The organism is Streptomyces araujoniae, from assembly GCF_050871195.1.
GTDB classification, from domain to species: domain Bacteria; phylum Actinomycetota; class Actinomycetes; order Streptomycetales; family Streptomycetaceae; genus Streptomyces; species Streptomyces bacillaris.
Genome location: NZ_CP194070.1, coordinates 7480311 through 7505530, shown reverse-complemented (window position 1 = coordinate 7505530; position 25220 = coordinate 7480311). Strand labels below are relative to the sequence as shown.

Genomic DNA, 25220 nt, shown 5'->3' with positions numbered 1-25220 from the left:
CATTCCCGTGGTAACGGCCTGATCAGGTGCTGGGGGCCAGCGCCGCGGCGCGGTCCAGGAGGGCCGGACGTTCCCGGAGGACCGCGGAGAACCGGTCCACCGCCTCCCCCACCGCCACCGCGGCGGCCGGGGCCAGGGCGACCGTGCCGTCGGGGCGGACGGTGATGTCCTTGTCCAGGGTGAACCACCCCGGCACGACGTGGGCGGCCCCCATCGACGTCAGGACCGGGCGCAACGCGTAGTCGATGGCGAGGACATGGGCCGTGCTGCCGCCCGTGGCGAGTGGCAGGACGGTCTTGCCGGCCAGCGCGTACTGGGGCAGCAGGTCCAGCAGCGTCTTGAGCAGCCCCGAGTAGGCGGCCTTGTAGATCGGGGTGCCGATGACCACCCCGTCCACCCGCTCGAACAGCGCGGTGGCCTCGACGACGGCCGGGTGCCCGAAGTCGGCGCCCAGCAGGGCTTCGGGGGGCAGCGTGCGCACGTCGAGGGAGATCACGTCGTGGCCCTGGTCCCGCAGCCGGTCGTCGAGGTGGAGCAGGAGGCGCGCGGTGCGGGAGGTGGCGGAGGGGCTTCCGGAGACGGAGAGAACGGTGGCCATGGGGTGACCTTTCGGGGTGCGGTCTTCGGGAACGGCTGGGGTGTCGGGGCGGTTCAGGGGCGGGCGCCCCGGCTCACCAGGCGGTGGACTCCACCGTGACGAGCGGGACGAGTTCGTTGCGCAGCGCCTCCAGGAAGCTGACGATCTCGGCGGCGACCGAGCGGTGCTGCATATCGTTGAGGACGTCGTGGTGGGCGTCGCGCACGACCGAAAGGCGGGCCCGGGGAAGGGACTTGGCCGTACGGGTGAGGGCGTCGCGGTCCGCCAGCGGATCGGCGTCGCCGGTCAGGATGAGCGCCGGGACGTCCGCCCCGCTCCCGTACGCCGCCGTGAGCAGGGCGTCCGGCACCGCCTCGTCGAGGGCGCCGCGGCGGAATCCGGAATCGCCGGTGAGCGTGGCGCGGTGGGCGGGGCAGAACGTACGGGCGTTCAGCTCGTCGTCCCAGTCGCCGGGGGCCGCGGCACGTGCCGGGAGCCCGGCGAGGACCACGGCGTCCGCCGCCGTACTCCCCCCGCCGCCCAGGAGCGCCGCCACCGCGACCGCCCCGGTGTCGGCGCCCACCAGGACCACGGGGCGGGCGACACCGTCCGGGCCGGCCGTGCCCTCGACGGCCTCCGTGATCCGGGCGCCGAACCGGATGAGAGACCCGGCCGGGTCGTCGGCGTCGAGGGGGACGGGGTCCACGACCCGGACCCGGTAGGCGTCGGCGGCGAGCCGTCGGCCCAGCCGGGCGTAGGTCTCCCGGGTCTCCCCCCGGCCGGGCACGACGACGACCGTGCCGCGGATGGCGGGCCCTTCGGGGCCGTGGTGGTCGGTGTACTCGGCGTGCTCGGTCATCTGGGGCTCCTGGCTCGGTGGGCTGCTCGGTGGGCTCGGTGGGGGGTCAGAGGACACGCGGGGGCGGGGGCGGCCCCGAGGGCCCGCGCGGCGGTGCCGGGCCGGTCCCGGCCCGGCAGCCGGTCGAGGACCGCCCGGGCACCGCCGTCCGGGAGCACGGAGCCGCGCCGGGCGACGTGCCGGTCGGGGCGGATCAGCACACGGGCGGTGCCGTGGACGGCGCGGGCGTCGGGGCCGGCGCCGGCGATGAGGACGTCGACGGTGGCTGAGGGTCTGCCGACCGGGAAGCGGGCCGTGTGGACGTCACGGCCCGCTTCCCCGTCGCGGGGAGGTCCGGCACGGCGGGGCATCAGCCGCCCGCGAGTTCGCGCTCGCGGGTGTGGCGGTTGGCGGGGATCGGCAGGCCGAGGTTGCCGCGCAGGGTGTCGGCCTCGTACTCGGTGCGGAACAGTCCGCGCTTCTGGAGCAGCGGGACCACGCCGTCGACGAAGAGGTCGAGGTCGTCGTTGTTGCGGAACGCGAGGTTGATGCCGTCGAGGGTGCCCGCGTCGTACCACCTCTCGATGGTGTCGGCGACGGTGTCCGGGGCACCGACGAACGGCGACTGCCGGAATGCGTTGGCCTCCTGGGCGACTTGACGTAGCGTCAGCTTCTGCTCCCGGGCGCGCTCGATGATCCTGGCGGCTCCGGTGCGGCCGCCCTTCTCGGCGAGGTGGGCGACGTCGGGGAAGGGGGCGTCCAGGTCGTGGACGCTGAAGTCGTATGCGCCGAAGGAGCGGCCGAGCAGCGCGAGGTTGCGCTCGAAGTCGTTGTCCTCCTCGAAGATCTCCCGTTCGCGGCGCCGCGCCTCCTCGTCGGTGGAGCCGACGACGGGTCCGCCGTGGATGAAGACCTTGATGTGGTCGGGGTCGCGGCCGTGGGCGGCGGTGCGCCGCTTGATGTCGGCGTAGTACTCCTGGGCCTGTTCCAGGGTGCCGCCGGGTGCGTAGATGCCCTCGGCGACGCGGGCTGCCAGGTCGCGGCCCTCGGCGGAGACCCCGGCCTGGAAGATGACGGGCTGCCCCTGCGGCGAGCGGGAGATGTTGAGCGGCCCGGCGACCTTGAAGTGCTCGCCCACGTGGTCGAGGGTGTGCAGCCGCTCCGGGTCGAGGAAGAGGTTCCGGTCCACGTCCGCGGGGAAGGCGTCGTCCTCGTAGGAGTCCCAGAGCCCCCGGGCCACCTGGACGAACTCCAGGGCGCGGCCGTAGCGGGTGGCGTAGTCGAGGTGCTCGTCGAGGCCGAAGTTCTTCGAGGTGCCGGTGTCGAAGCTGGTCACCACGTTCCAGCCGGCGCGGCCGCCGCTGATGAGGTCCAGCGAGGCGAAGCGACGGGCGAGGTTGAACGGTGAGTTGTACGTCGAACTGGCCGTGGCGACCAGGCCGATGTGGCGGGTGTGGGTGGCGACCGCGGACAACAGGGTCAGCGGCTCCAGGCGGTTGAGGTAGTGGGCGGGGTAGGTGGAGTTGATGAACTGGCTGTCGACGATGAACAGGGCGTCGAACAGGGCGTGTTCGGCTGCCTGCGCCTGCCGGATGTAGTAGTCGATGTCGATACTGGCGTCCTTGGCGACGCGCGGGTCCTTCCAGAGACCGTGCTGGCCGGGGCCGCCGACACCGTAGGGGTGCAGGGCGAGGTGGATTCTGCGGGACATGGCTGGTCCTTATCGTTCGTGGCTGGTTACGGGGTGCGCTCAGGCGCTCAGCAGGGCCCGCAGCGCCTCGCGTTCGGCACGGCCGGCGGGCCTTCCGCGCAGGGTGGGGGCGGAGCCGAGCAGCAGGCGGGTGTAGGGGTGCTGCGGCCGGCTGACGACGTCGCGGGCGGTGCCGGTCTCGACCAGTTCGCCCTGGTAGAGGACGGCGATGCGGTCGGCGGTCCCGGCGACGGAGCCGAGGTCGTGGGAGATGAGGACGAGGGCGACCCCGGAGGCGCGCAGCTCCTTGAGGATCTCCAGGACCTGGACGCGGTTGGCGGAGTCCAGGGCGCTGACCGGTTCGTCGAGGATGACGAGCCGGGGGCCGGTGACCAGGGCACGGGCGACGGAGACCCGTTGGCGCTGGCCGCCGGAGAGTTCACCGGGCAGTCGGCCGAGGAGGTCAGCCGTGAGGTGGACCCGGTCGAGGAAGGAGCGGGCCCGCAGGGAGGCTTCCTGGCGCCGGACGCCCTGGATGAGCAGGGGTTCGGTCAGGGAGTCCTCGATGGTGAGGTCCGGGTCGAGGCTGCGCAGCGGGTCCTGGAAGACGTACTGGATCACGCCGCGCCGCCGCAGGTCGCGCCACTGGCGGGGCCCGTGACCGCTCACGTCCTCCCCGGCGATACGGATCGATCCGGCCGACGCGGGGACGAGCCCGAGGACGGTGCGGGCCAGGGTGGACTTGCCGGAGCCCGTCTCGCCGATGACGCCGACGGCCTCGCCGGGGGCGACGTCCAGGGTGACGCCGTGCAGGGCGCGCCGGCGCTTGCGCCCCCGGCCGTAGTGCACGTCGAGGCCGGACACCTCCAGGACCGGGCCCGGCCCGTCCTCGCGTACGGCGTTCTCGGCCGCCGGTGCCGTGGTGGTCACGACGCCACCTCCGGCGCGAGGAACCTGTCCAGGCCGTAGCTGTCGTGCTCGGCGACGAGCAGGCGGGTGTAGTCGTGCTGCGGGTCGTGGAGCACGGAGCGGGTCTCGCCCCGCTCCACCACCTCGCCCTGCCGCATGACCAGGACCTCGTCGCAGAGGTGGGCGACGACGGCGAGGTCGTGGGAGACGACGACGAGGGCGAGGCCGGTCCGTGTGCGCAGCTCGTCGAGGAGGTCGAGGATCTCGGCCTGGACGGTGACGTCGAGCGCGGTGGTGGCCTCGTCGGCGATGAGGGCCCGGGGTTCGACGGCGATGGCGGCGGCGATCAGGACGCGCTGGAGCATGCCGCCGGAGAGCTCGTGGGGGTACTGCCCGTGAACAAGCTCCGGGTCGCGCAGCCGTACGGCCGTGAGCAGTTCGACGGCACGGCGGCGGGCGGCCCGCCGCCCGAGGCCCTGCTTGACCCGGATGACCTCGGCGATCTGGGCGCCGACCTTGATCGCGGGGTTGAGGTAGGAGGCGGGGTCCTGGAAGACGGCGCTGATGGTGGCGCCGCGCAGGTCCGTCCACTGCCGGGGGGTCAGCGTCGCGATGTCGGTCCCGGCCAGGTCGATGCGGCCGGCGGTGATCTCGAAGTGCGGGGGCAGGATCCCGAGCGCGGCCCGGCAGGTGAGGGTCTTGCCGCTGCCGGACTCCCCCACGATGCCGACCGCCTTGCCGGGGGGCAGTTCGAAGGTGACGCCGTGGACGATCTCCCGGTCGGTGACCCGGTCGGTGATGCGTACGTCGTGGAGGGCCAGGACGGGTTCGGCCGCCGGGGCGTCCTCGGCGTCGGCCGTCCCGGATGCGCCGGGGGTCTTCCGGCCGGTGTCGGGTGGGCGGGTGGTGAGGGTGTCGGGGGACAGCGGGCTCATCGGGAACCTCCGGCGGGGTGGGGTTCGGGGGCCGCCTCACGGCGGTTGGCGCGGGCCCTGCGGTCGTTGGCCAGCGCCCGGCCCGCTTCGCCCGAGACGTCGCGGATCGCGTCGGCGAGGAGGTTGCAGGCCCAGACGGTGACCATGATCAGCAGTGCGGGTGCCACCGGGGCCCAGGGGCGGTGGCCGAGGTAGCCCAGGTCGGAGGCGAGCAGCCCGCCCCAGGTGGGCTCGGGCGGCTGGACGCCGATGCCGAGGAAGGTGAGGCTGGAGACGATCACGAAGCCGACGCCGATGGTCTGGGCGAGCGCTACGGCGATCGGCGGGAGGACCTTGGTCCAGACGTGGCGCCGGACGATCCAGCCGACGGTGGCGCCGGAGACGATCGCGGCCTCCACGTACGGGGAGCGGGCGACGGCCAGGGTGGCGGCGCGGGAGACCCGGTAGAAGAGCGGGGAGACGAGTACGCCGGTGACGAGCATCGCCTGGGTGATGCCGTTGCCGAGCAGGGAGATCACCGCGATGGCGAAGAGCAGGAACGGCAGGGCGACCAGGGTGTCCGCGATACGGAGGGTGAACCACTCGAAGGCCCGGCCGAGGTAGACCGACAGGATGCCGGGGACCGCACCGACGACGAGGGCCACCAGGGCGACCTCCAGCGAGCCGAGGACGCTGATGCGGGAGCCGTCCAGCAGACGGCTGAGCACGTCGCGGCCGAGGTAGTCCGTGCCCAGCCAGTGGGCGCCGGAGGTGGCCGCGAGCGCGTTGTCGCTGGTGGCCAGGGGGTCCTGCGGGGCGAGCCAGGGGCCGAGGAGAGCGAGGAGCGCGATCACGGCGAGGATGGTGACGGCGATCCGTCCGGAGGTGAGTGCGAGAACGCGGCGCACCATGGTCACACCCCCCTCTGGGAGGCCGGCATCACACGGGCCAGCACCAGGTTGATGACGAGGTTGAAGGAGACGACCAGGGCGATGGAGACCACCAGGACGCCCTGGACGGCGGGTACGTCACCGGCCTGGGCGGAGTCGTTGGCGAACCGGCCGAACCCCTGGAGGCCGAAGATCCACTCGGTGACGACGGAGGCGCCGACCAGGGCGGGGAACTTCTGCCCGAGCGTGGCGAGCGTCGGGCCGAGGCCGTTGCGCAGGACGTGCCCGAAGAAGATCCGGCGCGGTCCCAGCCCCCGTACCACCGCGCCGGTCACGTAGTTCTCCCGGTAGGCGCCGACGAGACTGGAGCGCAGCTGGCGTGCCACGTCGGCGATGACGTCGAAGCTGAGCGCCAGGGCGGGCAGGGTGATGTGGGCGAGCCAGGGGCCGACTCCCTGTTCCGCCGGGACGTACCCGGCGGAGGGGAAGAGCCCGAAGCCGACGGCGAGGACCGCGACCAGCACGATGCCGACGACGAAGGCGGGCATCACCGAGACCACGGTGACGAACCCGGTGATGGCCCGGTCGACCGCGGTGGTCCGCCGGAGGGCCGCGACCGTACCGAGGACGAAGCCGACGGCCACTCCGATGACCAGGGCGAACGTGGCGACCGAGAGGCTCACCCCCAGCCCGAGGCCGATCAGGGTGGAGATGTCGGCGCCGTTGACCCAGCTGCTGCCCAGCTCACCGCGGAGCACGCCGCTGAACCAGTTCCAGTACTGGGTGAGGAAGGGCTGGTCCAGCCCCCACTGCGCCTCGATGCGGGCGATGGCCTCGGGGGTGGCGTCCTCGCCCAACTGGATGCGGGCCGGGCTGAGTCCGCTGAGTGAGCGGAGTGCGAAGGTGACGAAGGTCGCGACCAGGAAGACCGGGACGAAGATGGCGACCGACCGGGCGAGGACGGCCAGGACACGGGCGCTCGCGTGCTGTGTCCTGGCCACGGCGACCCCGCGACGGCGGGCAGGGGTGAGCGGTGGCTCGGTCGTCGTCATGGGGCTGCCCCCTCTCTGTGCGATGGGCTGACGGACAGGTGGGCTCATGGGCTGATGGGCGGTGCGGGAAGAAGTGATCGGCGCCGCGGGCAGGTCAGCCGGTGCCGGAGAGCTTCACGCCGGTCCAGTCGATGTGCCCGGGGTTCTTCGGGAGCGCGGAGAGCGCCTTCGTCTTGGCGAAGAGGTTCGGTGAGGCGTACGTGAACACCAGCGCCTTGCTCTCGAGTCCGGCCCGGGTGGCGGCCTGGAGGGTGGCGGCGTAGTCGGGCGAGTCCAGCGGGGTCTGGCGGACCTTGGCCACCGCCTCCTCGAAGCCGGCCGGCTCGTACGGGGTGGAGAGGTTGAGCGGGCCGTCGGGGCCGAAGTGCGCGGTGAGGGTCTGGACGGCGGAGTCGCGCCCGGTGGTCCCGTACAGGGAGAACGCCAGGTCCTTGGCGAAGAAGGGGGTGGACCAGTTCTTGTCGATCTTGATCGTGACCTTGATGCCGACGGCGGCCAGTTGCGACTGGACGATCTCGGCCTGCGGGTCCTCGGACGGGATGACCAGGTTCAGCTTGAGGTCACCGGGCCGGTGGCCCGCCTCGGCGAGGAGCTTCTTCGCCTTCGCCGGGTCGTAGGGGTAGGCGTTCTCGGACTTGGGGTCGTAGGCCACGTACGCCTTGGGGAACGGCTGGTCGGTCGCCTCGCCGTAGCCGAAGGTCAGCTTCCGCACGAACTCCTCGCGGTTGACCGCGTGCCGGACGGCGTCGACGACCTTGTCGTCGCCGAAGGGCGCCTTGTTGACGTTGAGGCTCAGGTTGGCGGCGTTGAAGCCGGGCTGGACGAAGACGTCGAGTCCGGCCTTCTTCGCCGCGTCCGCCTGGCTGGGGTCGATGTCGGCGAAGTTGTAGACGCCGGTGCGCAGTCCGGAGACGACCGTCGAGGTGTCGGGGGCGGAGACCAGTTCGACGTTGTCGAGGTGGATGTTCTCGGCGTCCCAGTAGTCCGGGTTCTTCTTGAGGACCGCCTTGGTACCGGGGATCAGCTGCTGGACCACGAAGGGACCGGCCCCGACCGGGTTCTGGTCCAGCTTCTCCGGGTCCTCCGCGGCCTTCGGGCTGGCGATCTGGAGCACCCGCTGACCGAGCAACTGCGGTATCTGGTAGTCGACCTGAGTGAGGTTCAGGGTGGCTTCGAGCCCCTTGGCCTCGACCTTCCCGATCGAGGTCAGGTCGCCGAAGAGGGCGGAGTTCTTCTGCTTCTGGGCGCGTTCGATGGCGGCCTTCACGGCGGCGGCGTCGATCGGTTCGCCGTCGCTGAACTTCTGGCCGGGGCGCAGCTTGAAGGTGATCCGGTCGCCCCTGTCGTTGTACTCCCAGCTCTCGGCGAGGTCCGGGACGGCCTTGCCCTCCTCGTCGGTGCGGGTCAGGGAGGCGTAGACGAGGGCGAGTTGACGGAACTGGGCGCCGCTGCCCGACACCACCGGGTCCCAGTGGGCCGGGAAGTAGGAGGAGGCCCACTTCAGCGTGGCGTTGCCGGTGGCGGAGGAGGCGCCTCCCCCGCAGCCGCTCAGGGCCGGGACGAGCAGGGCGGCGAGGGCGGCCCCGAGGGCGGGGGCCCGGAGGCCCCGGGCCCGGCGGGCGGGCCGGACGCGGAGTCCCGGGCGGAGGTTCGTCGGTCGTGCGGGCATCTCGGTGTTCTCTCTGTGATGGGCGCCGGCCGCGGTACGGGGCGGACGGAGCGGAACCAGGGCGGCCGGTGCCCGCGCCGGAGCCGGACGCGGGAACGTCCGGGCAGGCGGTGGGGCCTCGGCACGCCTCGGTGCGAGCGCGGTCCGGGACGGGTCGACGGCGGCGGTGACGGCAAACGGGGTCACGAACGGGGCGCACGGCGCGGGCCGTTGAAGGTGCGCGGGGTGGCGCAGGAGGGACGCGGAGGAGACAGGGGCCGATCGGTGCGACGACGGTCAGCGGGGCTGCCGTCGGCGATCGGGGTACGCCTGTGGGCCGAAGTGGCGGTCGGTCAGCGACAGAGAGCGCTGGAGGTGCGCCGCAGGTCCACGTAGCGGCACATCACGCCGGGGTGCGTCGTGAGCATGCGGCACATCCTGGTGCCGCGCGCCCCCGGATGTCAATGGACACCTTTTGGTGTCTCATTCGGCGGAACGGCCGCGGGCCGCAGCTCAGGGCGTTGCGGCGGTCTACTGCCGGGCGACGGGGTGGTGTTGGGCCTCGTCGGGGTGCAGCCACACGGGCCCCTGCGCGGTGTCCACCCGCACCGCGTCCGGCGGCGGCCAGGCTCCCCGGGTCAGCACCAGCCGCTCGGGGCCGGTCAGGCTCCGGTAGCGCTCCAGCGCCAGGTCCGGGGCGAGCGGCGCGGCCTCCCGGAGCAGCCCCGGGCAGAGGGCGTCGACGGCGGCCGCGTACGCCTCGTACGGCCGCCAGCCGGGCACCACGCGGTACGCGGCCGGGGTCCGGAACAGCAGCGTCGGCAGCGCGTACCGGACTTCGCCGCCGGGGGTCTCCTTCGCCGTCCCGGGGTGCGGCGACTCCTCGCGCACGGAGTGCACCTCGGGGACCGGACGGCGCGCCTCGGCCCGGTCGGCGCGCACGCTCTCCCGTACGGCGGCCGAGGCGGCGTCGCGCGCCAGCCGACCGGGATCCAGGCCCGGCACCCCGCGTGCGGACCGGAGCGCGAGCGCCTCGGTGTCGGCGGGCTCACCGAGGACGAAGACGCTCTCGCGCAGCCGCCGCAGCACCCGCTCGGCGGTCTCGGACCCTTGGGCCTCGGCGGCCCTGGCGACGAGCGAGGAGGGCCAGGAGCTGGCCGCCACCCGGCTCAGCCGGTGGGCGCGGGGCGCCCGCGTGAGTGCGCCGATGTCCGCCAGGTGACGTGCGTACCAGGCGGTTTCGGCGGCGGGATCGAGCGGCGGATCGTCCTCCGCGTCGTCGAAGAGGATGGCGTACGCACGCCGCCAGTGGACCCGGCCGGCCAGCGCCGCCCGGAGCCGGCGGAAGGCGGGTTCGGAGCCCCAGGCCCAGGGGCAGAGCGGATCGGTGTACTCCACCACCTCCAGCGGCGGCGGGCCGTCCGGGGCCGGTGCGGACTCCGGGGGCGGGCCGTCCGGGTCCGGCGTACCGCTCATGCGGCGCCGACCTCGGAACGCCGTTCCGGGGTGCCGGCGGACAGCCCGGCGGGCACCAGGGAGGCCAGCGTCAGCCCGCCCAGCACCGCCGCCGCGCCCGCCTCGATCTGCCGCCACACACCCGGCAGGGGCGCGGCGGCACCGGGGTAGCCGAGTCCGTCGAGCGGTTCGCCGCGCAGGGTGAGGACGTCGCCGTCGACGGCGCGGACCACGTCGAGGAGGGTGACCTCGTCGGCGGGCCTGCCGAGCCAGTACCCGCCCTCGCAGCCGCGCTGGCTCCGGACGAGACCGGCCCTGCGCAACTCGCCCACCACCGACTTCAGGAAACGGAAGGGAATCTCCTGCGCGGAGGCGATGGCTTCGCAGGTGAGCGGACGGCCGGGTTCACGGGCGAGTTCCAGCAGGGCCCGCGTGGCGTAGTCCGCTTTCGCGGAGATATGCATGGCGCTCATCATGCCCCAAGCCCCGTGCGGAGGCCGGGCCTCCATGGGATTGCACGCCTCTGTGTCAGCAACATTGCCGCAGATGAACCGCAAAGGACACCTCTTGACATCCTTTTCCGCGCCGCCCTAGCGTCCCCGGCATGAGCGAGCCCCTCACCACCGCGGGCGAAGGATTCCACCCGCACCTCCACGACGCCCCGGCGGAGCGCGCCACCGCCCCGCTGCACACCCGCCTGCACCACATCCGGGCCGATGCCCTGGACGGCGACACGGCCCAGACCGGCGGGATGCGCCGGTTCGCGGCCATCAGCGGGAAGACCACCGGTTCCGAGAAGCTGTGGATGGGCCAGACCCATGTGGCGCCGGCCACCTCCTCCTCCGACCACCACCACGGTGCATCCGAGACAGCCATCCATGTGGTCAGCGGGCACCCGGAGTTCGTGTTCCTCGACGATTCCGGCGACGAGCCGCAGGAGGTCCGTCTGCGCGCGTCCCCGGGCGACTACATCTTCGTCCCGCCGTTCGTGCCCCACCGCGAGGAGAACCCCGATCCCTCCGAGGAGGCCGTGGTCGTCATCGCCCGCTCGACCCAGGAGGCGATCGTGGTCAACCTGCCCCGGCTGTACGCGCTTCCGGCGGACGGGGGCGGCCGGGAGGGGTGATGCCCACCGGGCGCGGGACCGGGTCGCGGCAGGCCGGAACACGCCTCTGCGAGAGGCCCGCGTGACCTGGCAGCGGAACGGACGGGGCACACTTCGGAAGAGGTCCGCGGAACCCGGGGACGGGACACGCTTCGGAAGGGGTCCGCGAAACCCTGGGACGGGACACGCTTCGGAAGAGGTCCGCGAAACCCTGGCCGCAGCACGGACGGGGCAGGCCTCGCAAGAGGTCCTGCCCCGTCGTCAGCGCCCTCTCCGGGCCCCGGTCGCTACGACCGGGCCCACCGGCGCTGTCCCACGGCAGCGCTCAGAAGCGGTCCGGGGCTCGCTGCGGAAGCGGTGAGCCGGGGACGGTGTCCCGCTGCTGGTCCTTCCGGGCCTCCGCGTTCGACGCGGCGGTGGCGCGGCAGGTGACGTCCCTGGCCGGGAGCTTGCCGGACAGGAGGTAGCCGGTGACCGTGCCGTCCGTGCAGGAGTTGCCGCTCGGGTAGACGCCGTGGCCCTCGCCGCCGAGGACGGTGACCATCTTCGAGCGCTTCATGACGGTGTGCAGGGCCTGAGCGCTGGGCAGCGGGGTCTGGGAGTCCCACTCGTTCTGGACGATCAGGGAGTTGACCCTGTTGTCCACCTTGGTGGCCGGTTCCACCGACGCGTTCCAGAAGGCGCACGGCTTGATGCTGGAGGCGAAGTCACCGAAGAGCGGGTAGCGGCCCTTGTCGGCGATGGCGTCCTGCCGGTAGCGCTCGGGGTTCCGGGGCCAGGCGGCGGAGTTGTCGCCGCACACCACGGCCCAGAAGCCGGCCGTCATGTTGTCGTCCGGGACTCCGGCGGCCTGGCGCGCCGACCCCGCGACCCCGGTGAGGGCGGTGGCCTTCGCCGCGGAGGCGGGCCGGCCGTCCGCGGCCTTCTTCAGCTCCACGAACGCCTCGGTCGCGGACTTCGGGCTGAACACGGCCCCGCGCATCCCGCCCCGGATGTCGTCGCCGGTGAGCCGCATTCCGTCGAACTCGACGGGCTTCCGGTCGGCGCGCGCGATCAGCTCCCAGAAGGTCCGGTCGACCTTCTTCGGTGTGTCCCCGAGGCCGTACGTCTCCGAGCGCGCGGCGGCCCACTCGGTCCACCGGTCGAAGGCGGGCTCGGCGCCCTCCGCCCACCACTGGACCATGCCGCGCCAGGCGCGCGCCGGGTCGACCGCGCTGTCCAGCACGAACCGGTCGACGCGGCCGGGGAAGAGCTGGGTGTAGACGGCGCCCAGGTAGGTGCCGTACGAGTAGCCGAGGTACGAGAGCTTCTTCTCGCCGAGGACCGCCCGGAGCACGTCCAGGTCGCGGGCGGTGTTGCGCGTCGTGATGTGCGGGAGGACGCCGCCCGACTTCGCCCGGCACTTCTCCGCGACCTTGCGCGCCCAGGCGACGTCCTTGGTGAACGTCTCCTTCTTGTACGGGCGGAGCCAGTCCTCCTCCTCCAGGGTGAGGTTGCAGCTCACCGGGGAGCTCTCGCCCACTCCGCGCGGGTCGAAGCCTATGAGGTCGTACTTCCGCGTCACGGACGCGGGCAGTTCCTCCTGCAACGCCAGCGGCATGTAGATGCCCGGACCGCCGGGGCCGCCGGGGTTGGAGAGCAGGACGCCGTGGCGCTTGCCGGGCGCGGTGCTCTTGATCCGGGATATGGCCAGGTCGAGGCGCTTGCCGCCGGGGGCCCGGTAGTCCAGCGGGACCTGGATGGTGGCGCACTGGAACTCCACCGGGGCGGAGGCTTCGCACCGCTTCCACCGGGGCTTCTGCCGGGTGTAGGGGTCCAGCGCGCCCGTGGCCGTGGCCGGGGAGACGGTCGCCGACGGCGCGGAGGCCGGGGCCGCGGCGGCCGGGGTGGTGGCGAGTGCGGGAGCCAGCATGGCGGTGATGCTCACGGCCATGAGGGGCGCGAGACGTCGTCTGCGCACGATATCGGTCCTTCCGGTCACAGGGTGGGACAGAGAGATCATTCAGCAGCGGGCCGCCACTGCGGATCCCTCACCGGGCCGCACTTCCCTCCACCTTGGGAGGGATGCAACGGGCTTGCGTGATACCGGAGTTGTAGGGGGCGATGGCCCCCTTCCCGGCGTCCGGAACCGGTGGCGCTCACAGCGGGGGGCGGGTGTGGCGCGCAACCGGGTGTGCAGCGCTCCGTCCGCCGCCCGTCCGCCGTCCGTCCGGCCTGTCCGGTTCACCGGAAAGGGAGTTGGCGGAGGGGTGCGTACGGTCCCGTTATCAGGGTGGGGACCCCAGGGTGACCGGCCGGGCCACGGCGTCCACGGTCACTTCTCCGGCCCGCCGGAAGTCGAGCGTGAACGTGACGCGTTCCCCCGGTTGCCAGGCGGGGTCGGCCCCGAGGGTCACCGCCGAGCCGTGCGGCGACATATCCACCTCTCCGTACGCCGGGATGTCCACGGGGCCGGACCGTTCGCGGTAGGCACCGTTCGAGGTGTTCATGCGGTGCACGGTCAGTTCGGGGTCCCTCCCGGACCGTGCGGTGACCGAGAGGAGCCGGTCGGGGGAGCCGCCGGTGTTGACGATCCGGAAGTAGGCGTTGGTGGTCCGCCCCGGCACCACCGGCAGCAGAACCCGGCCTTCGCGCACCTCGATCCTCGCGGGGCTGCCCGCGTATCCGGCGGCGGTCCAGGCGGAGAGAGCGCCGACCGCGGCCAGGGAGGCCAGGGCCACCACCGCGCCTGTCGTCGTCGCTTCCCGTGTCCGGCGCCGGCGGGCGGAGGGGGTCGGGTCGTTCGTCACCGGACTTTTCCTCGCAGGAAGAGGGATATGAGCAGGGGTGGAGCGGTCGGGGAGGTCACGTCACGCTCCGCACGGCGGTACGGGTACGGGAGCGGGGCCGGCGCGCGGGGGCGGGCTGCCAGTTGCGCAGTCGGAGGCTGTTGGCCACGACGAGCACGGAGCTGAGGGACATCGCGACGGCAGCGACCATGGGGTTGAGCAGGCCGACCATGGCCAGGGGCATGGTCACGGCGTTGTAGCCGAAGGCCCAGGCCAGGTTGGCGCGGATGGTGCCCAGGGTGTGCCGGGCCAGCCGGACCGCGTCCGCGAGCGCCTCGATGTCGCCGCGTACGAGGGTGACGTCGGCGGCACCGATGGCCACGTCCGTCCCGGTGCCCATGGCGATGCCCAGATCGGCCCCGGCCAGAGCGGCGGCGTCGTTGACGCCGTCCCCGACCACGGCCACGCGCCGCCCCTCGGCCCGCAGCCGGCGCACCAGTTCGGCCTTGTCCTGCGGCGTGCAGCGGGCGTGGACCTCCGCGATGCCGAGGTCCCCGGCGACCGTTCGTGCGACGGCGGCCCGGTCGCCGGTGGCCAGGACGGGGCGGACGCCGAGCCTGCGCAGCCGGTCGACGGCACGGTAGCTGCCGGGCCGTACGAGATCGGTCACCTCCACCAGGGCGGCGGGGACACCGTCCACCCGCACCAGCACGGCCGTACGGGCGTCCTCGTCGGCCCGCTCGCGTGCGGTGCGCAGCGCGGTCGGCAGCTCGGTGCCGACCGGTGTCACCACCTCGACCCCGTGCCCCTCCACCGTTCCGCTCACCCCGTGCCCGGCGGTGGCGCGGAACCCGGTCACGGCGGGCAGACCGTCCTCTCCGGCCGTGCGACGGGCGTGCGCCGCGATCGCGTGGCCGAGCGGGTGTTCCGAGCCCTGCTCGACCGCGCCCGCCAGCCGCAGGACCGCCGCCGCGTCCGGCCCGTCGGGCGCGGCGGTGACCCGGCCGACGCTCATACGGCCCGAGGTGAGGGTCCCCGTCTTGTCGAGCACCACGGTGTCGATGTGCTGGAGCCCTTCGAGTGCCTGCGGCCCGCTCACCAGGACGCCCAGCCGCGCCCCGCGACCGGTGGCGGCCATCAGGGCGGTCGGGGTCGCGAGCCCCAGGGCGCACGGGCAGGCGACGACGAGGACGGCGACGGCGGCGGTGATCGCGGCCTGCCGGTCGGCGCCGGCGCCGAGCCAGAAGCCCAGCGTCGTGACCGCGAGCGCCAGGACGACGGGGACGAAGACGCCCGCGACGGTGTCGGCCAGCCGCTGGGCACGGGCCTTGCCCGCCTGGGCGTCGGTGACCAGCCGGGTGATCCGGGCCAGCTGGGTGTCCGCACCGACGGCACCCGCCCGCACCAGCAGCAGGCCTCCCACGTTGACGGAGCCACCGGTCACCGGGGATCCCGGACCCACCTCGACGGGCTCGGACTCGCCGGTGACCAGGGAGAGGTCGACGGCCGAACTGCCCTCGGCCACCTCGCCGTCGGTGGCGACCCGCTCCCCCGGACGGACGACGAACGTGTCGCCGGTGCGCAGTTGCTCGATCGGCAGGAGTGCGTCCGTGCCGCCCCGGCGTACGGTGACTTCCTTCGCGGCGAGACGGGCGAGCGAGCGCAGCGCCGCCCCGGTCCCCCGCCGGGCCCGGCCTTCCAGGAACCGGCCCAGCAGAACGAAGAGCGGTACGCCCACCGCCGCTTCCAGGTACACATGGGCCGTGCCGTCGGGTGCGGAGGGGATCAGGCTGAACGGCATCCGCATGCCGGGCAGACCGGCGCCTCCGAGGAACAGCGCGTACGCCGACCAGAGGAAGGAGGCCGCCACGCCGAGCGAGACCAGAGTGTCCATGGTCGCGGTGGCGTGCCGGAGACCGGCGAGGGCCCGCTGGTGGAAGGGCCAGGCGCTCCAGGTGGCGACGGGGGCGGCGAGCGCGAAGCACCCCCACTGCCAGTGGTCGAACTGGAGCGGCGGGGCCATCGACAGCAGGAGGACCGGAAGGGACAACGCGGCGGTGACGTACAGCCGTTGGCGCTCCTGTCGTGCGCCGTCCGCCTTCTCCCCCTCCGCCGTCGACCGCCGAGGCCCCTCCTGCGGTGGCGCGACCGGGTCGGCCGTATACCCGGCGGCCTCGACGGCCGCCGTCAACGTCTCGACCGGCACGCCGGCGGGATGGCTGACCCGGGCCCGGCCGGTGGCGAGGTTCACCTCCGCGGTGACGCCGTCGAGCCGGCCGAGCTTCCGCTCGACCCGCCGGACGCAGGCGGCACAGGTCATTCCCCCGACGGCGATGTCGGTGACGACGCCGATCCCCGTCCCGGTGGAAGGCGCCGCTTCCGCCGCCATCAGTGCCCGCTCCCGTGGTCCATCGGCGTCTCCCCGTCCCGCGCGGGTCCGTCGCCGATGAGGCCCGGACCGTGCATCCCCGGCGCGACCGGCCCCACCGCCTGTCCCACGGCACAGGCCCCCGTGAACAGGGCGCCGAGCAGGAACAGGAAAGCCCACAACGCGGGTGGCGGGGCGGACCGGGCGGCCTTCGTTCCGGGCCCGGGGGCTGCCTTCTGGTCCACAGGACGCTCCTCGCTCTGCATGCCGCCGGTGCGCGGCGGCTCCTGACGGTCCAGAAGTCGGGGGAGGTCCCGCACGAGTTCCGGGGCGTACGGGTGAACGAGGTCACAGCCCCGTACGGGTGATGGCGGGAGCGCATGCGGGCCGGCGCACGACCCGTGGAGTGACCGGCCGTCCGGAGGGGTCCGGCCCACGGCTGGTGAACACCGCCCCTTCGTCATCCGTATACGGAGGGGACCGACGACAAGGAGCAGAGCATGGACGAGAAGCGCTACCGCGTCACGGGGATGACGTGCGGCCACTGCGTGGCCGGTGTCATGGAGCAGGTGTCCGGGGTGCCGGGTGTGGAGGAGGTGCGGGTCGACCTCCTCGGGGGGACGGTCCTGGTCCGCGGCCGGGCCCTCGACGACACCGCCGTCCGTACGGCCGTCGTCGAGGCGGGATACACCGTCGCGGAACCCCTGCCGGTCTGATCCGGGGCCCTGCGGCCACGGCGGTCCGCGGGCCGTGCCGTCTCCTGCCGACGGACGGACGCGGGTCCGGGCGGCGCCGCTTCCCGGACCCGCGTGCCGGTCACGCCGCTGCGGCCGCGTCCAGGCGGCCGGCCTTGGCCTCCTCGATCAGGGAACCGAACTGGTCCGCGCTCATCTCCACCCGCTGCCCGAAGTCGTCGGTGATCACGATCCGGCGGTCGGCAGGGGCGCTCTCGTCCACGAACAGCTGCGGGCAGCCGCAGTTGCAGTTCCCACAGAAGGTGGCCAGGGGTTCGGGTGATCCGGACATCGCGTTCTCCTCAGCGTTCGTCGGCCCCCGGGCGGAGCCGGGTACCGGGGTACCGAGGTGATGCCCCGGGCCACCGGGCGGCACGCGCCTCCGGGGAGCGGCACGGGAGCACGGCGGTCCGGACGCGCGCACCTGATGCACCGGAAACCCCGGTGGCCGGGGGAACCGGGAAGCACTGCCGTACGACCACTCGGATGTCGGCCGCGCGGGACCCGGGGCCTTCGGACGGGAGACGGTCCCGGCCGGGGCACACCAGGGCCCCGGCCCGGGGAGACCGTGGGAAGGATGCCAGGATCGTCGGCATGTCGGTGGGATGGCGTCTCCGCGCCGCACGGTCCGCGCTCTTCGCGGTCGTGTGTGTGACGCTGGCCGCCCTCGGCCACGCCCTCATGTCCGATGCCCCGCTTCCCGGATGGGTTCTGGGGCTGGGCCTGGCCGGTGCGGCCGTGCCGGCCTGGCTGCTGGCCGGCCGGGAACGGGGCCAGGCCACCGTCGTCGCCCTCACGGTCGCGGCGCAGGCGTCCCTGCACGCGGTGTTCACCCTCGCCCAGACCGCTCGGCCGCCGGCAGCGGCCGACGGCGGGGGCCGCACGCCTGCGGCGCGGTGGGCCGAGGCCCTGCTCTGCGGCCCGTCGCACGACACAGCGGCCGCGGCGCGTGCCCATGACGTGGCCGCGCGGGCCTGGCCGGCCGACAGCATGCCGCTGCCCCGCCCGGACGGGGGTGCCTCGGCCATGGCGGCGCTCGGGCACACCGGCCACGGTGCCCGTACGGCGGGGACCGAAGTCGTCCTGTCCGGACACGACATGGCGGCGATGACCGGCACCGCCTCCTGGGGCATGCTCGCCGCGCACGTGGTGGCGGCACTGCTCTGCGGCCTGTGGCTGGCCCGGGGCGAGCGCGCCGCCTTCCAGGTCCTCCGCTCCCTGGCGGACCGCTTCCGCCTTCCGCTCGCCCTGTTCGAAGCCCTCCGGCCGCTCCCTTCCGCGCCTCCGGGATCCGCCGCCGACCGCTCCGTCACGCCCCCGCGCTCACGTCTGCTCGTCCACACCCGCGTCACCCGGGGACCGCCCAGGGAGATCGCTGTCCGCTGACAGCCGGATCACGTCGGCCGCTCGACCGCCGCCGACGTGCACCCGTGCGCCCACGCACCGGTGCGATCTCCCCCTCTCCGGACCGGGTACGCCCATGGGCTGCGCCCCGTCCGGACACCCGGAAGGAACCGCAGTCCATGCTTCCTGCCCAGAACGGGACCGGGGCGACGGAGGACGAAGTGACCGCCTGGGCTCTCGGCGCCGCAGCAGGCGACGCCGACGCCTTCGAGCACGTCTTCCGAGCCCTCCACCGCGACGTACGCCGCTATGTCACCGCCCTGGCCGACGACTCCCAGATCGCCGAGGACCTGGTCCAGGAGACGTTCCTGCGCGCCGTCTCCACCGTGCACCTCTTCCAGGGGCGCGGCTCGGCCCGCTCCTGGCTGCTGACGATCGCCCGCCGCACGGTGGTCGACAATCTGCGGCGCGCCGCCTCCCGGCCCCGCCTGGCCGACACCCCGGACTGGCAGTTCGTCGCGGAGTGCAGCCAGCCGCGGGACCTGCCCGGCTTCGACGAGGGCATCGCCCTGATGGCCCTGGTCGAGGCGCTGCCCGACGAGCGCCGCGAGGCGTTCGTCCTGACCCAGCTCCTGGACATGCCCTACGACGACGCCGCCCGGACCAGCGCGTGCCCCGTGGGCACCATCAGATCCCGGGTCTCCCGAGCCCGTACGGCGCTCTGCGCGATGCTCGACGAGAAGGCGGAGCCCGTACCGGTCGGCTGACCAGGAGGGCTCCCCACGGCCGCCCGGGGCGCCGACCGCGCCCCGGGCGGCGAGCCGGGAGCCGCCGAAGTCCCGGCTCCGCAAGGGCCGGTCGCCGATGCGCGGACCCGGCCGCTCCACGACGGGAACGAGGTGGACAACGCCGACGCGGACGGCGGACACCAGGAGATCGTCCCCGACGGGAAGCCCCGCCCCGCCGACCGCGCGAAGGACCGCCCTCCGCCGAACAGCACGGGAATTCGCGATGACGTACGGGAACTATGCCCTCGCACCTCCCGACTACTGGTGCGTGGGTGGTGGGCACCCGTCGCTCCGCATCGCTCGGGGCCGAGAAAGGTAGGGGGATGGGCGGGCTCGACATACGGATGAGAGGAGTGGGCTGTCGGCACGGTCGTGTCGCGGCGGTCTCCGACATCGACCTGGAGATAGCCGCGGGCGAGCGTGTCGCCCTGACGGGCACCAACGGCTCGGGGAAGTCCACTCTGCTCCGTGCGGTGCTCGGCCTGCACCGCCAGGTGTCCGGCACCATCGCGGTCGGGGGCCGGGAGGCCGGCTCCCCCGCCGCGTGGGCCTGGCGCCGCCGGGCCTGTGCCTGGATTCCCCAGAAGCCGGCCGCGGGCCGGTTCCCCCTTCTCGGCTCCGAGTTGCTGGCCAGCAGCGCGGCGCCCCGCGACGCCGGCGCGGCCGCCTCCGGGCTGGGCGTCGGAGACCTGGCCGACCGCCCGTTGCACACCCTCTCGGGCGGCCAGTTGCAGCGGATGTACCTGGCCCGGGCGATCGGCTGCGTCGCCGCGGGCGCGCGGGTGCTCCTGGCCGACGAGCCCACCGCCGCCCTGGACTTCGACGGCCAGGAGGAAGCCGCGGACGTCCTCACCTCGCTGCCGGTCACCCTCGTCGTGGTGACGCACGACCGGGCCCTGGCGAACCGCTGCGACCGCGTGCTCGAAATGGCCGCGGGCCGGCTGCGGGAGGTGCGGTGAACACGGTGCACCTGGCCACCGCGGACATGGGAGCGCTGCTCCAGCTGATGCCCGTACAGCGGGCCGGGGCGGCCCTGCTCCTCGCGGCGATCGGTCTCCCCGTCATCGGAGTGGTCATCGTCGGGCTCGACATCATGCCCGTCCGGTTCGCGATGATGCACGTGGCCCTCTTCGGCATAGCGATCGGCCTGCTCACCGGCCTGGACCCGGTGCTGTGCGCGCTCGTCGCCTGCGGGCTCGCCGGAGCCGGGGTCGCCCCGCTCGCCCGCACGCCGGACGGCCTGTCCGGGGCCATGGGCCTCCTGATGAGCCTGGCCGTCGCCGCCGCGCTGCTGCTGCTCGCCGTCTCAGGGGTCAACGCGTCCGGGGCCTTCGCCCTCCTGTGGGGTTCGATCCTCTCCGTCTCCACGTCCGACCTGGTCGTGCTCGGCGTCCTCGCGGTCGTGGTTCCCGCTCTCTTCTGGTCCCGGCGACGCGACATCGGCCTGCTCCTGCACGACCGGGAACTCGCCCAGTGCTCCGGCGTGCCCGTCCGAGCCCTCACCACCGTGCTCCTCGTCCTGGTCGCGGTCGCCGTCGCCGGGGCGATCAAACTCACCGGCGCTCTCCTCGTCGACGCGCTCACCCTCCTGCCGGCGCTCGCCGCCCGTCGGTTGGGCACCTCGCTGAAATCGATCACCCTCTGGGCGATCGGTATCGGGGTCGTCGTCAACGCGACCGGCTTCCTGCTGGCCCTGTGGCTGGACTGGCCGCCCGGTCCCGTACTCGTCCTGACGGCGGGGGCGGTCGTCCTCGTCGTGCATGCCATACCCGAACGGAGAATCAGCTCATGGCGCGCACCCGCGTCCGTATCTCTTCCCTCCTCGCACTGAGCGCGGGAGCCGCCCTCCTCGCCGGCTGCGGAAGCGGCGACGAACCCCGGTCCGCCGGCACCCCGGGGGCCCCGAAGGACAAGCCGGTCGTGGTCGTGACCACCACCTGGGAAGGAGCCTTCGCCAAGGCCGCCGGCGCGGAGGACATCCAGGTGATCGTCCCCCAGTCCGTCCACCACGCACCGGACTACGACCCCAAGCCCTCCGACCTCGCCGCCGTGGCCGAGGCGGACTTCGTGCTGTACGCCCCCTTCGAGCCCTACGCGGAGAAGATCAAGGAAGCCGCCGGCTCCCGGGCCGAACTCGTCGAGGTCAACCTCGACAACGACCCCGACAAGGTCCGGGCCGAGGTGGCGAAGCTGGGCGCGCTCTTCGGCACGGAGGACGCCGCCAAGAAGTGGGAGGCCGGTTTCGGGACCGAGTACGACCGGCTGAACAAGGAGGTCCAGGGCGCCTGGCCCGAGGGCGGGGCCCCCTCCGTCGTCTCCCAGGTCTTCACCGTCTGGGCCGCGAAGCTCGCGGGCGCCACCGTGGCGGGGACCTACGGGCCGGAAGCGGTGACTCCGGCGCAGCTCGCCGAACTCTCCGCGAAGAAGCCGGCGCTGGTGCTCGACAACGCCCACATGTCGACCGGGACCGTGCTCCCCGACTCCGGCGCCGAGCAGGTGAAGATCGTCAACTACCCGGGCGACGACCTCGATCTGATCTCCGTGTACCGCGACGCGGCCACCGAGTTGAAGAAGGCCATGGGCGCCTCCTGACCCAGGCCCGGTCAGGCCCCGGCGGCGACAGGCCGCCGGGGCCTCGGCGTCAGGGGGTACGGGCGAGAGGCACCGCCCCGGAATCACCGTGGCGCGCCGCCCCCGGGCCGCCGGTGAGGCGTTCCCGCAGGATGGCACGGTCCGGCTTGCCCGCGGCCGTCAGGGGTATCTCCGCCACCACGAGCAGCCGTTCGGGGTGCTTGCGCCGCTCCAGCCCCGCCGCCGCCAGGTGCCGGCCCAAGGCCTCCAGCGTGGGGGGCTCCTCACCCCGTGCCACCACGCAGACCGCCAGCCGTTCCCCCATCAAGGGGTCCGGGATCCCCAGGCACACCGCGTCCCGGACCTCCGGGTGGGAGCGGAGCTCCCGCTCGACCTCCGCCGGGCTGATGTTGGCTCCGCCGCGTATCACGATGTCCTTGAGGCGGCCCACGACGTGCAGGACCCCGTCGGCGTCGAGGCGGCCGAGATCTCCGGTGCGGACCCAGCCGTCGGGGGTGCGGTAGCGGGCGTCGAGGTCCGGGGCGCCCACGTAGCACAGGGGTGTCATGGGCCCGCGGGAGACGATCTCGCCGATCTCGCCGTCGGGCAGGGGTTCGTGGGTCTCGGGGGCGGCGATGCGGATCTCGGCGACCCGGGGGTCGGGGCGGCCCGCCACGGTTCCCGAGGTGCTGGTCGGGGGCACCTTGCTGCCCAGGCCCGTATGGCAGTTGACGCCGTCGGCGGAGCCGTAGAGATTGACCACGGGACAGCCGAAGGCCTCGGCGGCGGCCCGCGCGGTGGTCTCGTCGAGCGGGGCGCCGCCCAGCACCAGGGCGGTGGGGGCCGGCAGTGCCCCGTCCGTCGTGTCGAGCCGCTCCAGCATCATGCGGACCGCCGTGGGGACGCCGAGGACGTGGGTGGGCCGGTGCTCGCGCACGGCCGCGAGAGCCGCGTCGGGTGAGAAGTGGTCGAGCAGGACCAGTGTCCCCCCGTGCCGGGCCAGGGTGACGGCCGTACCGTTCGAACCGAACGCGGAGGCCAGGGGTACGAGGAAGAGGCAGCGCGGCGGCTTCCCGTCCGGGACCAGCGAGGCGAGGAAGTTCCCGCGCCCGCCGGCCAGTGCGTTGTGCGAGTAGGCGACCATCTTCGGCTCGGCCTCCGAACCGGACGAGACCAGGATGCGCACGGCGCTGTCGGGGTCGGGGCGCGCGGGGACGAATCCGCCGGGGTCGCTGCGCAGGAGCTCCGTCCACGGCGTCGTTCCCTCCGGTGCGGGGCCGGGGCCGACCGCCACCACGGTCCGCAGGGACGGCACCTTCGGGACGAGGGCCCGCAGGTCGGCCGCGTGCCGGCTGCCCCGGTGGTCCGTCGCGGCGATGACGGCGACGGCCTCGGCCCGGCGGAGCAGGCCTTCCGCCTCCAGGGGGCCGCGCCCCACGGGGAACGGCAGGGCGACGGCGCCGAGGGCGGCCAGCGCCAGATCGGCTATGACGGCGTTGCGGTTGTCGGGCAGTTGCACCCCCACCACGTCCCCCTCGGCCACGCCGAGGGCTCTGAGCCCGGTGGCCAGACATCGGACCTTGCGGTCCAGGGCGGTGTAGCAGAGCTTGCCCTTGGCGTCGAGGACGGCCGTGCGGTGCAGGTCGGCGATCTGCCGGGCCCGGAACAGGCTGTAGAGGTCGAGTCCGGGGCAGGTTCCGTCGACCACCCAGGAGCGGCGCAGTTCGGCGGGCAGCAGGTCGTTGAGGGTGAGGGTCACGCGAAGCTCCAGGGGTCGGGGACGGCAGGGGCACCGTGCGCGTCACGGCTGACGGCGCCCGGAAGGCGCGCGTCGTGGTGGAGGGTGGAGAGGTCGGTGGTGACGCGCGTGGCGGTGAGGCCGCGCTCGGCGAGGCGGGCCAGGGCGTCGCTCGTGGAGAGTGCCCGGAGGTCGTACGAGGCGGCCGCCGCGGCGCTCGCGTCGGAGGGGGCGATCCAGCCGTCGGCGGTCGGCAGCGGGTGCCGGAATCCGGCGGACCGCCTGGCGTTCCTTCCGGAGGCCGCCCGGCGGAGCGCGGGGCCGGTGAGGGTGTCGGCGGCCCCCAGGAGTGAGGACTCCACCCGTACGCCGTCGCCGGTGCGCTCGCGGGACAGCAGCCCCGCGAGTACGGCTTCGGTGCCCTGCAGTCCGCCGAGGACGTCCAGCAGGGTCATCAGCGACGGGGCGGGCGCCTCGCCTTCGGGACGGACCGCCTCGCCCACCCCGGTGCGGGCCTGCACCATGAAGTCGGTCCCCATGGGGGCGCCCTGGACCCGTCCGGCCCAGCCGCTGGTGTAGGCGTAGACGAGAGCCGGATTGACCTCGGCGAAGTCTTCCGCGTCGAGACCGAGCTGGGCGGCCTTGCCCGGGGCCCAGTTGTGCAGGAAGACATCGGCCTCCGCCGCCATCTCCCGCAGCCGGCGCCGGTCGCCCGCCGCCTTGATGTCGATCTCCACCGCCTTCTTGCCCCGGTTGAGCGCGAGCCAGCGGGCCGAGATCCCGGAACAGGCGGGGGGCATGCCCCGCAGCGGATCGCCGCCCGGCGGCTCGATCCTGATCACCTCCGCCCCCAGGAGGCCGAGGAGGTGGGCGGCGAGCGGCGCCTGGATACGCCGCCCCGCCTCCAGGACGGTCAGCCCCGCGAGCGGCCCGGCCGACGTGGGTACGGCCCGCGACCGGGAACTCGCCGGGGCCGGACGGTCGGTGAGGGGCCGGAGCGACCAGGGTGCCGCGCCGTCGTCCTCGGCGGCGCGTTCCGCGAGGGTCCGGAGTACACAGATCTCGGCGCCGGCTTCCGCGGCGGCCCGCCGGATCCGTGGGAGGGGGTGCGCCCGGGTCACGGCGTGGAGCGCTTCGGGGAAGGGTGCGCAGGCGGTGGCGTAGCGGAACTGGAACGGCCGCCAGCCCGCCCGCAGGGCGTCGGCGGGGGCGTCCAGGGCACGCCAGAACACCGCCCAGGCGGCCGGGTCGAGTGTCTCCAGTTCGAACAGCACGCCCTCGGCCGAGGTGAAGGGCGGTCCGCCCGGGGCGAGTTCGGTGGACTCGCCCTCGTCCGCCCCGGCCGCCGCGAGGTACTGGGACACCGCCAGCAGCCCGGCCCGGTCGGCGCGTGCCGTGATGTGCGGGGACGCGGTCCCCCGGGCCCGCCCGATGAGCCCTGCGAGCAGCCCCTGGACGGCGATGACGGCGGTGGCCGACGCCGTGTAGTCGACGGCGAGTCCGCGCGGGCTCCCCCCGCGTCGCCCGTGGACCGCCATCACGCCGGTCGCGGCCTGGACGGTCGCCTCGTCGACGAGCCCGCTCGCCGGATCGGCCCAGGCGACGGTGGCGCCGACCGGGCCCGGGCCGTCGCCGTCGAGCGCGATGCGGCCCGCCCGGTCTCCCCCTCCGGTCTCCTCCCCCCGTGCCCCGAGCAACCGGAGGTGGCGGGCGACGGCCTCGGTGAGCTGCGGGGGCCCTGACACGGTGAAATCCAGCCTGTCGAGCGGCCGGAGCGGCCGCCTGGTTGCGGTGGACGTCATGCCTCTCCTCTCTCGGCGCGGCCTCGGCC

The 25220-nt window shown here is 73.8% G+C and carries 24 protein-coding genes; 7 read left to right on the top strand and 17 right to left on the bottom strand.

Going from position 1 to position 25220, the window contains the following annotated elements; translation table 11 throughout:
• Nucleotides 1-22: 22 nt before the first annotated feature.
• From ssuE to ACQ9ZG_RS31660, 10 genes are all read right to left on the bottom strand, one after another.
• A complete protein-coding gene (ssuE, locus tag ACQ9ZG_RS31705; protein WP_109917468.1) occupies nt 23-598 on the bottom strand; it encodes an NADPH-dependent FMN reductase in 576 nt (191 codons plus the stop codon).
• Nucleotides 599-671: 73 nt separating this feature from the next.
• Entirely contained in the window at nt 672-1436 is a 765-nt protein-coding gene (locus ACQ9ZG_RS31700; protein WP_499281488.1) for an alpha/beta hydrolase, read from the bottom strand.
• Between the two features lie 349 nt (nt 1437-1785).
• Nucleotides 1786-3126 carry an NtaA/DmoA family FMN-dependent monooxygenase gene (locus ACQ9ZG_RS31695; RefSeq protein ID WP_028417947.1) on the bottom strand — a complete coding sequence of 447 codons (1341 nt, stop codon included), beginning with the start codon at nt 3124-3126 and terminating at the stop codon, nt 1786-1788.
• 39 nt (nt 3127-3165) lie between these two features.
• Entirely contained in the window at nt 3166-4035 is an 870-nt protein-coding gene (locus ACQ9ZG_RS31690; RefSeq protein ID WP_109914991.1) for an ABC transporter ATP-binding protein, read from the bottom strand.
• Nucleotides 4032-4949, bottom strand: a complete 918-nt coding sequence (locus tag ACQ9ZG_RS31685) for an ABC transporter ATP-binding protein (RefSeq protein WP_109914992.1) — start codon at nt 4947-4949, stop codon at nt 4032-4034. Before ACQ9ZG_RS31685 ends, ACQ9ZG_RS31690 begins: the two co-directional genes overlap by 4 nt.
• Nucleotides 4946-5839, bottom strand: coding sequence for an ABC transporter permease (locus ACQ9ZG_RS31680; RefSeq protein WP_109914993.1), 894 nt, complete (start codon nt 5837-5839; stop codon nt 4946-4948). Before ACQ9ZG_RS31680 ends, ACQ9ZG_RS31685 begins: the two co-directional genes overlap by 4 nt.
• Nucleotides 5840-5841: 2 nt before the next feature.
• Nucleotides 5842-6870: an ABC transporter permease gene (locus ACQ9ZG_RS31675; protein WP_499281487.1), complete on the bottom strand. Its 1029-nt coding sequence runs from the start codon at nt 6868-6870 to the stop codon at nt 5842-5844.
• 94 nt (nt 6871-6964) lie between these two features.
• The gene (locus ACQ9ZG_RS31670; protein ID WP_499281486.1) at nt 6965-8539 is read right to left on the bottom strand and encodes an ABC transporter substrate-binding protein; all 1575 of its coding nucleotides are present in this window, start codon (nt 8537-8539) and stop codon (nt 6965-6967) included.
• A gap of 510 nt (nt 8540-9049) precedes the next feature.
• Nucleotides 9050-9994 (bottom strand): DsbA family oxidoreductase, encoded by a 945-nt coding sequence (locus tag ACQ9ZG_RS31665; RefSeq protein WP_499281485.1) that lies wholly within the window; start codon nt 9992-9994, stop codon nt 9050-9052.
• Complete coding sequence (locus ACQ9ZG_RS31660; protein ID WP_499281484.1) at nt 9991-10437, bottom strand: RrF2 family transcriptional regulator; 447 nt, start codon at nt 10435-10437, stop codon at nt 9991-9993. Before ACQ9ZG_RS31660 ends, ACQ9ZG_RS31665 begins: the two co-directional genes overlap by 4 nt.
• 140 nt (nt 10438-10577) lie before the next feature.
• Here ACQ9ZG_RS31660 and ACQ9ZG_RS31655 point away from each other — a divergent pair, with 140 nt between their 5' ends.
• A complete protein-coding gene (locus ACQ9ZG_RS31655; protein ID WP_028417955.1) occupies nt 10578-11099 on the top strand; it encodes a cupin domain-containing protein in 522 nt (173 codons plus the stop codon).
• A 304-nt stretch (nt 11100-11403) separates the two neighbouring features.
• On the opposite strand, the gene ACQ9ZG_RS31650 is transcribed toward ACQ9ZG_RS31655, so the two are convergent.
• The 4 genes from ACQ9ZG_RS31650 to ACQ9ZG_RS31635 all read right to left on the bottom strand — a co-directional run bounded on the left by ACQ9ZG_RS31650 (nt 11404) and on the right by ACQ9ZG_RS31635 (nt 16459).
• Nucleotides 11404-13011, bottom strand: coding sequence for an alpha/beta hydrolase (locus tag ACQ9ZG_RS31650; RefSeq protein ID WP_109916478.1), 1608 nt, complete (start codon nt 13009-13011; stop codon nt 11404-11406).
• A 334-nt stretch (nt 13012-13345) separates the two neighbouring features.
• A complete protein-coding gene (locus tag ACQ9ZG_RS31645) occupies nt 13346-13867 on the bottom strand; it encodes a copper chaperone PCu(A)C (RefSeq protein ID WP_258312279.1) in 522 nt (173 codons plus the stop codon).
• A 55-nt stretch (nt 13868-13922) separates the two neighbouring features.
• Nucleotides 13923-16235 carry a heavy metal translocating P-type ATPase gene (locus tag ACQ9ZG_RS31640; protein WP_499281483.1) on the bottom strand — a complete coding sequence of 771 codons (2313 nt, stop codon included), beginning with the start codon at nt 16233-16235 and terminating at the stop codon, nt 13923-13925.
• Complete coding sequence (locus tag ACQ9ZG_RS31635) at nt 16235-16459, bottom strand: hypothetical protein (protein WP_109914185.1); 225 nt, start codon at nt 16457-16459, stop codon at nt 16235-16237. Before ACQ9ZG_RS31635 ends, ACQ9ZG_RS31640 begins: the two co-directional genes overlap by 1 nt.
• Nucleotides 16460-16714: 255 nt before the next feature.
• Between ACQ9ZG_RS31635 and ACQ9ZG_RS31630 the strand changes: the two genes are divergently transcribed.
• Nucleotides 16715-16930 carry a heavy-metal-associated domain-containing protein gene (locus ACQ9ZG_RS31630; protein WP_084990490.1) on the top strand — a complete coding sequence of 72 codons (216 nt, stop codon included), beginning with the start codon at nt 16715-16717 and terminating at the stop codon, nt 16928-16930.
• Nucleotides 16931-17030: 100 nt separating this feature from the next.
• On the opposite strand, the gene ACQ9ZG_RS31625 is transcribed toward ACQ9ZG_RS31630, so the two are convergent.
• Nucleotides 17031-17240 carry a hypothetical protein gene (locus ACQ9ZG_RS31625; protein ID WP_028417960.1) on the bottom strand — a complete coding sequence of 70 codons (210 nt, stop codon included), beginning with the start codon at nt 17238-17240 and terminating at the stop codon, nt 17031-17033.
• Nucleotides 17241-17542: 302 nt separating this feature from the next.
• Here ACQ9ZG_RS31625 and ACQ9ZG_RS31620 point away from each other — a divergent pair, with 302 nt between their 5' ends.
• The 5 genes from ACQ9ZG_RS31620 to ACQ9ZG_RS31600 all read left to right on the top strand — a co-directional run bounded on the left by ACQ9ZG_RS31620 (nt 17543) and on the right by ACQ9ZG_RS31600 (nt 21672).
• Nucleotides 17543-18334 carry a hypothetical protein gene (locus tag ACQ9ZG_RS31620; protein WP_499281482.1) on the top strand — a complete coding sequence of 264 codons (792 nt, stop codon included), beginning with the start codon at nt 17543-17545 and terminating at the stop codon, nt 18332-18334.
• A 137-nt stretch (nt 18335-18471) separates the two neighbouring features.
• Entirely contained in the window at nt 18472-19059 is a 588-nt protein-coding gene (locus ACQ9ZG_RS31615) for a sigma-70 family RNA polymerase sigma factor (protein ID WP_499281481.1), read from the top strand.
• A gap of 344 nt (nt 19060-19403) precedes the next feature.
• A complete protein-coding gene (locus ACQ9ZG_RS31610; protein ID WP_499281480.1) occupies nt 19404-20039 on the top strand; it encodes a metal ABC transporter ATP-binding protein in 636 nt (211 codons plus the stop codon).
• Between the two features lie 26 nt (nt 20040-20065).
• A complete protein-coding gene (locus ACQ9ZG_RS31605) occupies nt 20066-20911 on the top strand; it encodes a metal ABC transporter permease (RefSeq protein WP_109917142.1) in 846 nt (281 codons plus the stop codon).
• Nucleotides 20869-21672 carry a metal ABC transporter solute-binding protein, Zn/Mn family gene (locus tag ACQ9ZG_RS31600; RefSeq protein WP_109917140.1) on the top strand — a complete coding sequence of 268 codons (804 nt, stop codon included), beginning with the start codon at nt 20869-20871 and terminating at the stop codon, nt 21670-21672. The genes ACQ9ZG_RS31605 and ACQ9ZG_RS31600 overlap by 43 nt, the downstream gene beginning before the upstream one ends.
• Nucleotides 21673-21721: 49 nt before the next feature.
• Here the strand turns inward: ACQ9ZG_RS31600 and ACQ9ZG_RS31595 are convergent, their stop codons facing one another.
• Entirely contained in the window at nt 21722-23410 is a 1689-nt protein-coding gene (locus tag ACQ9ZG_RS31595; RefSeq protein WP_415737826.1) for an AMP-binding protein, read from the bottom strand.
• Nucleotides 23407-25191, bottom strand: a complete 1785-nt coding sequence (locus ACQ9ZG_RS31590; RefSeq protein ID WP_499281479.1) for a CoA transferase — start codon at nt 25189-25191, stop codon at nt 23407-23409. Before ACQ9ZG_RS31590 ends, ACQ9ZG_RS31595 begins: the two co-directional genes overlap by 4 nt.
• Nucleotides 25192-25220: the final 29 nt, after the last annotated feature.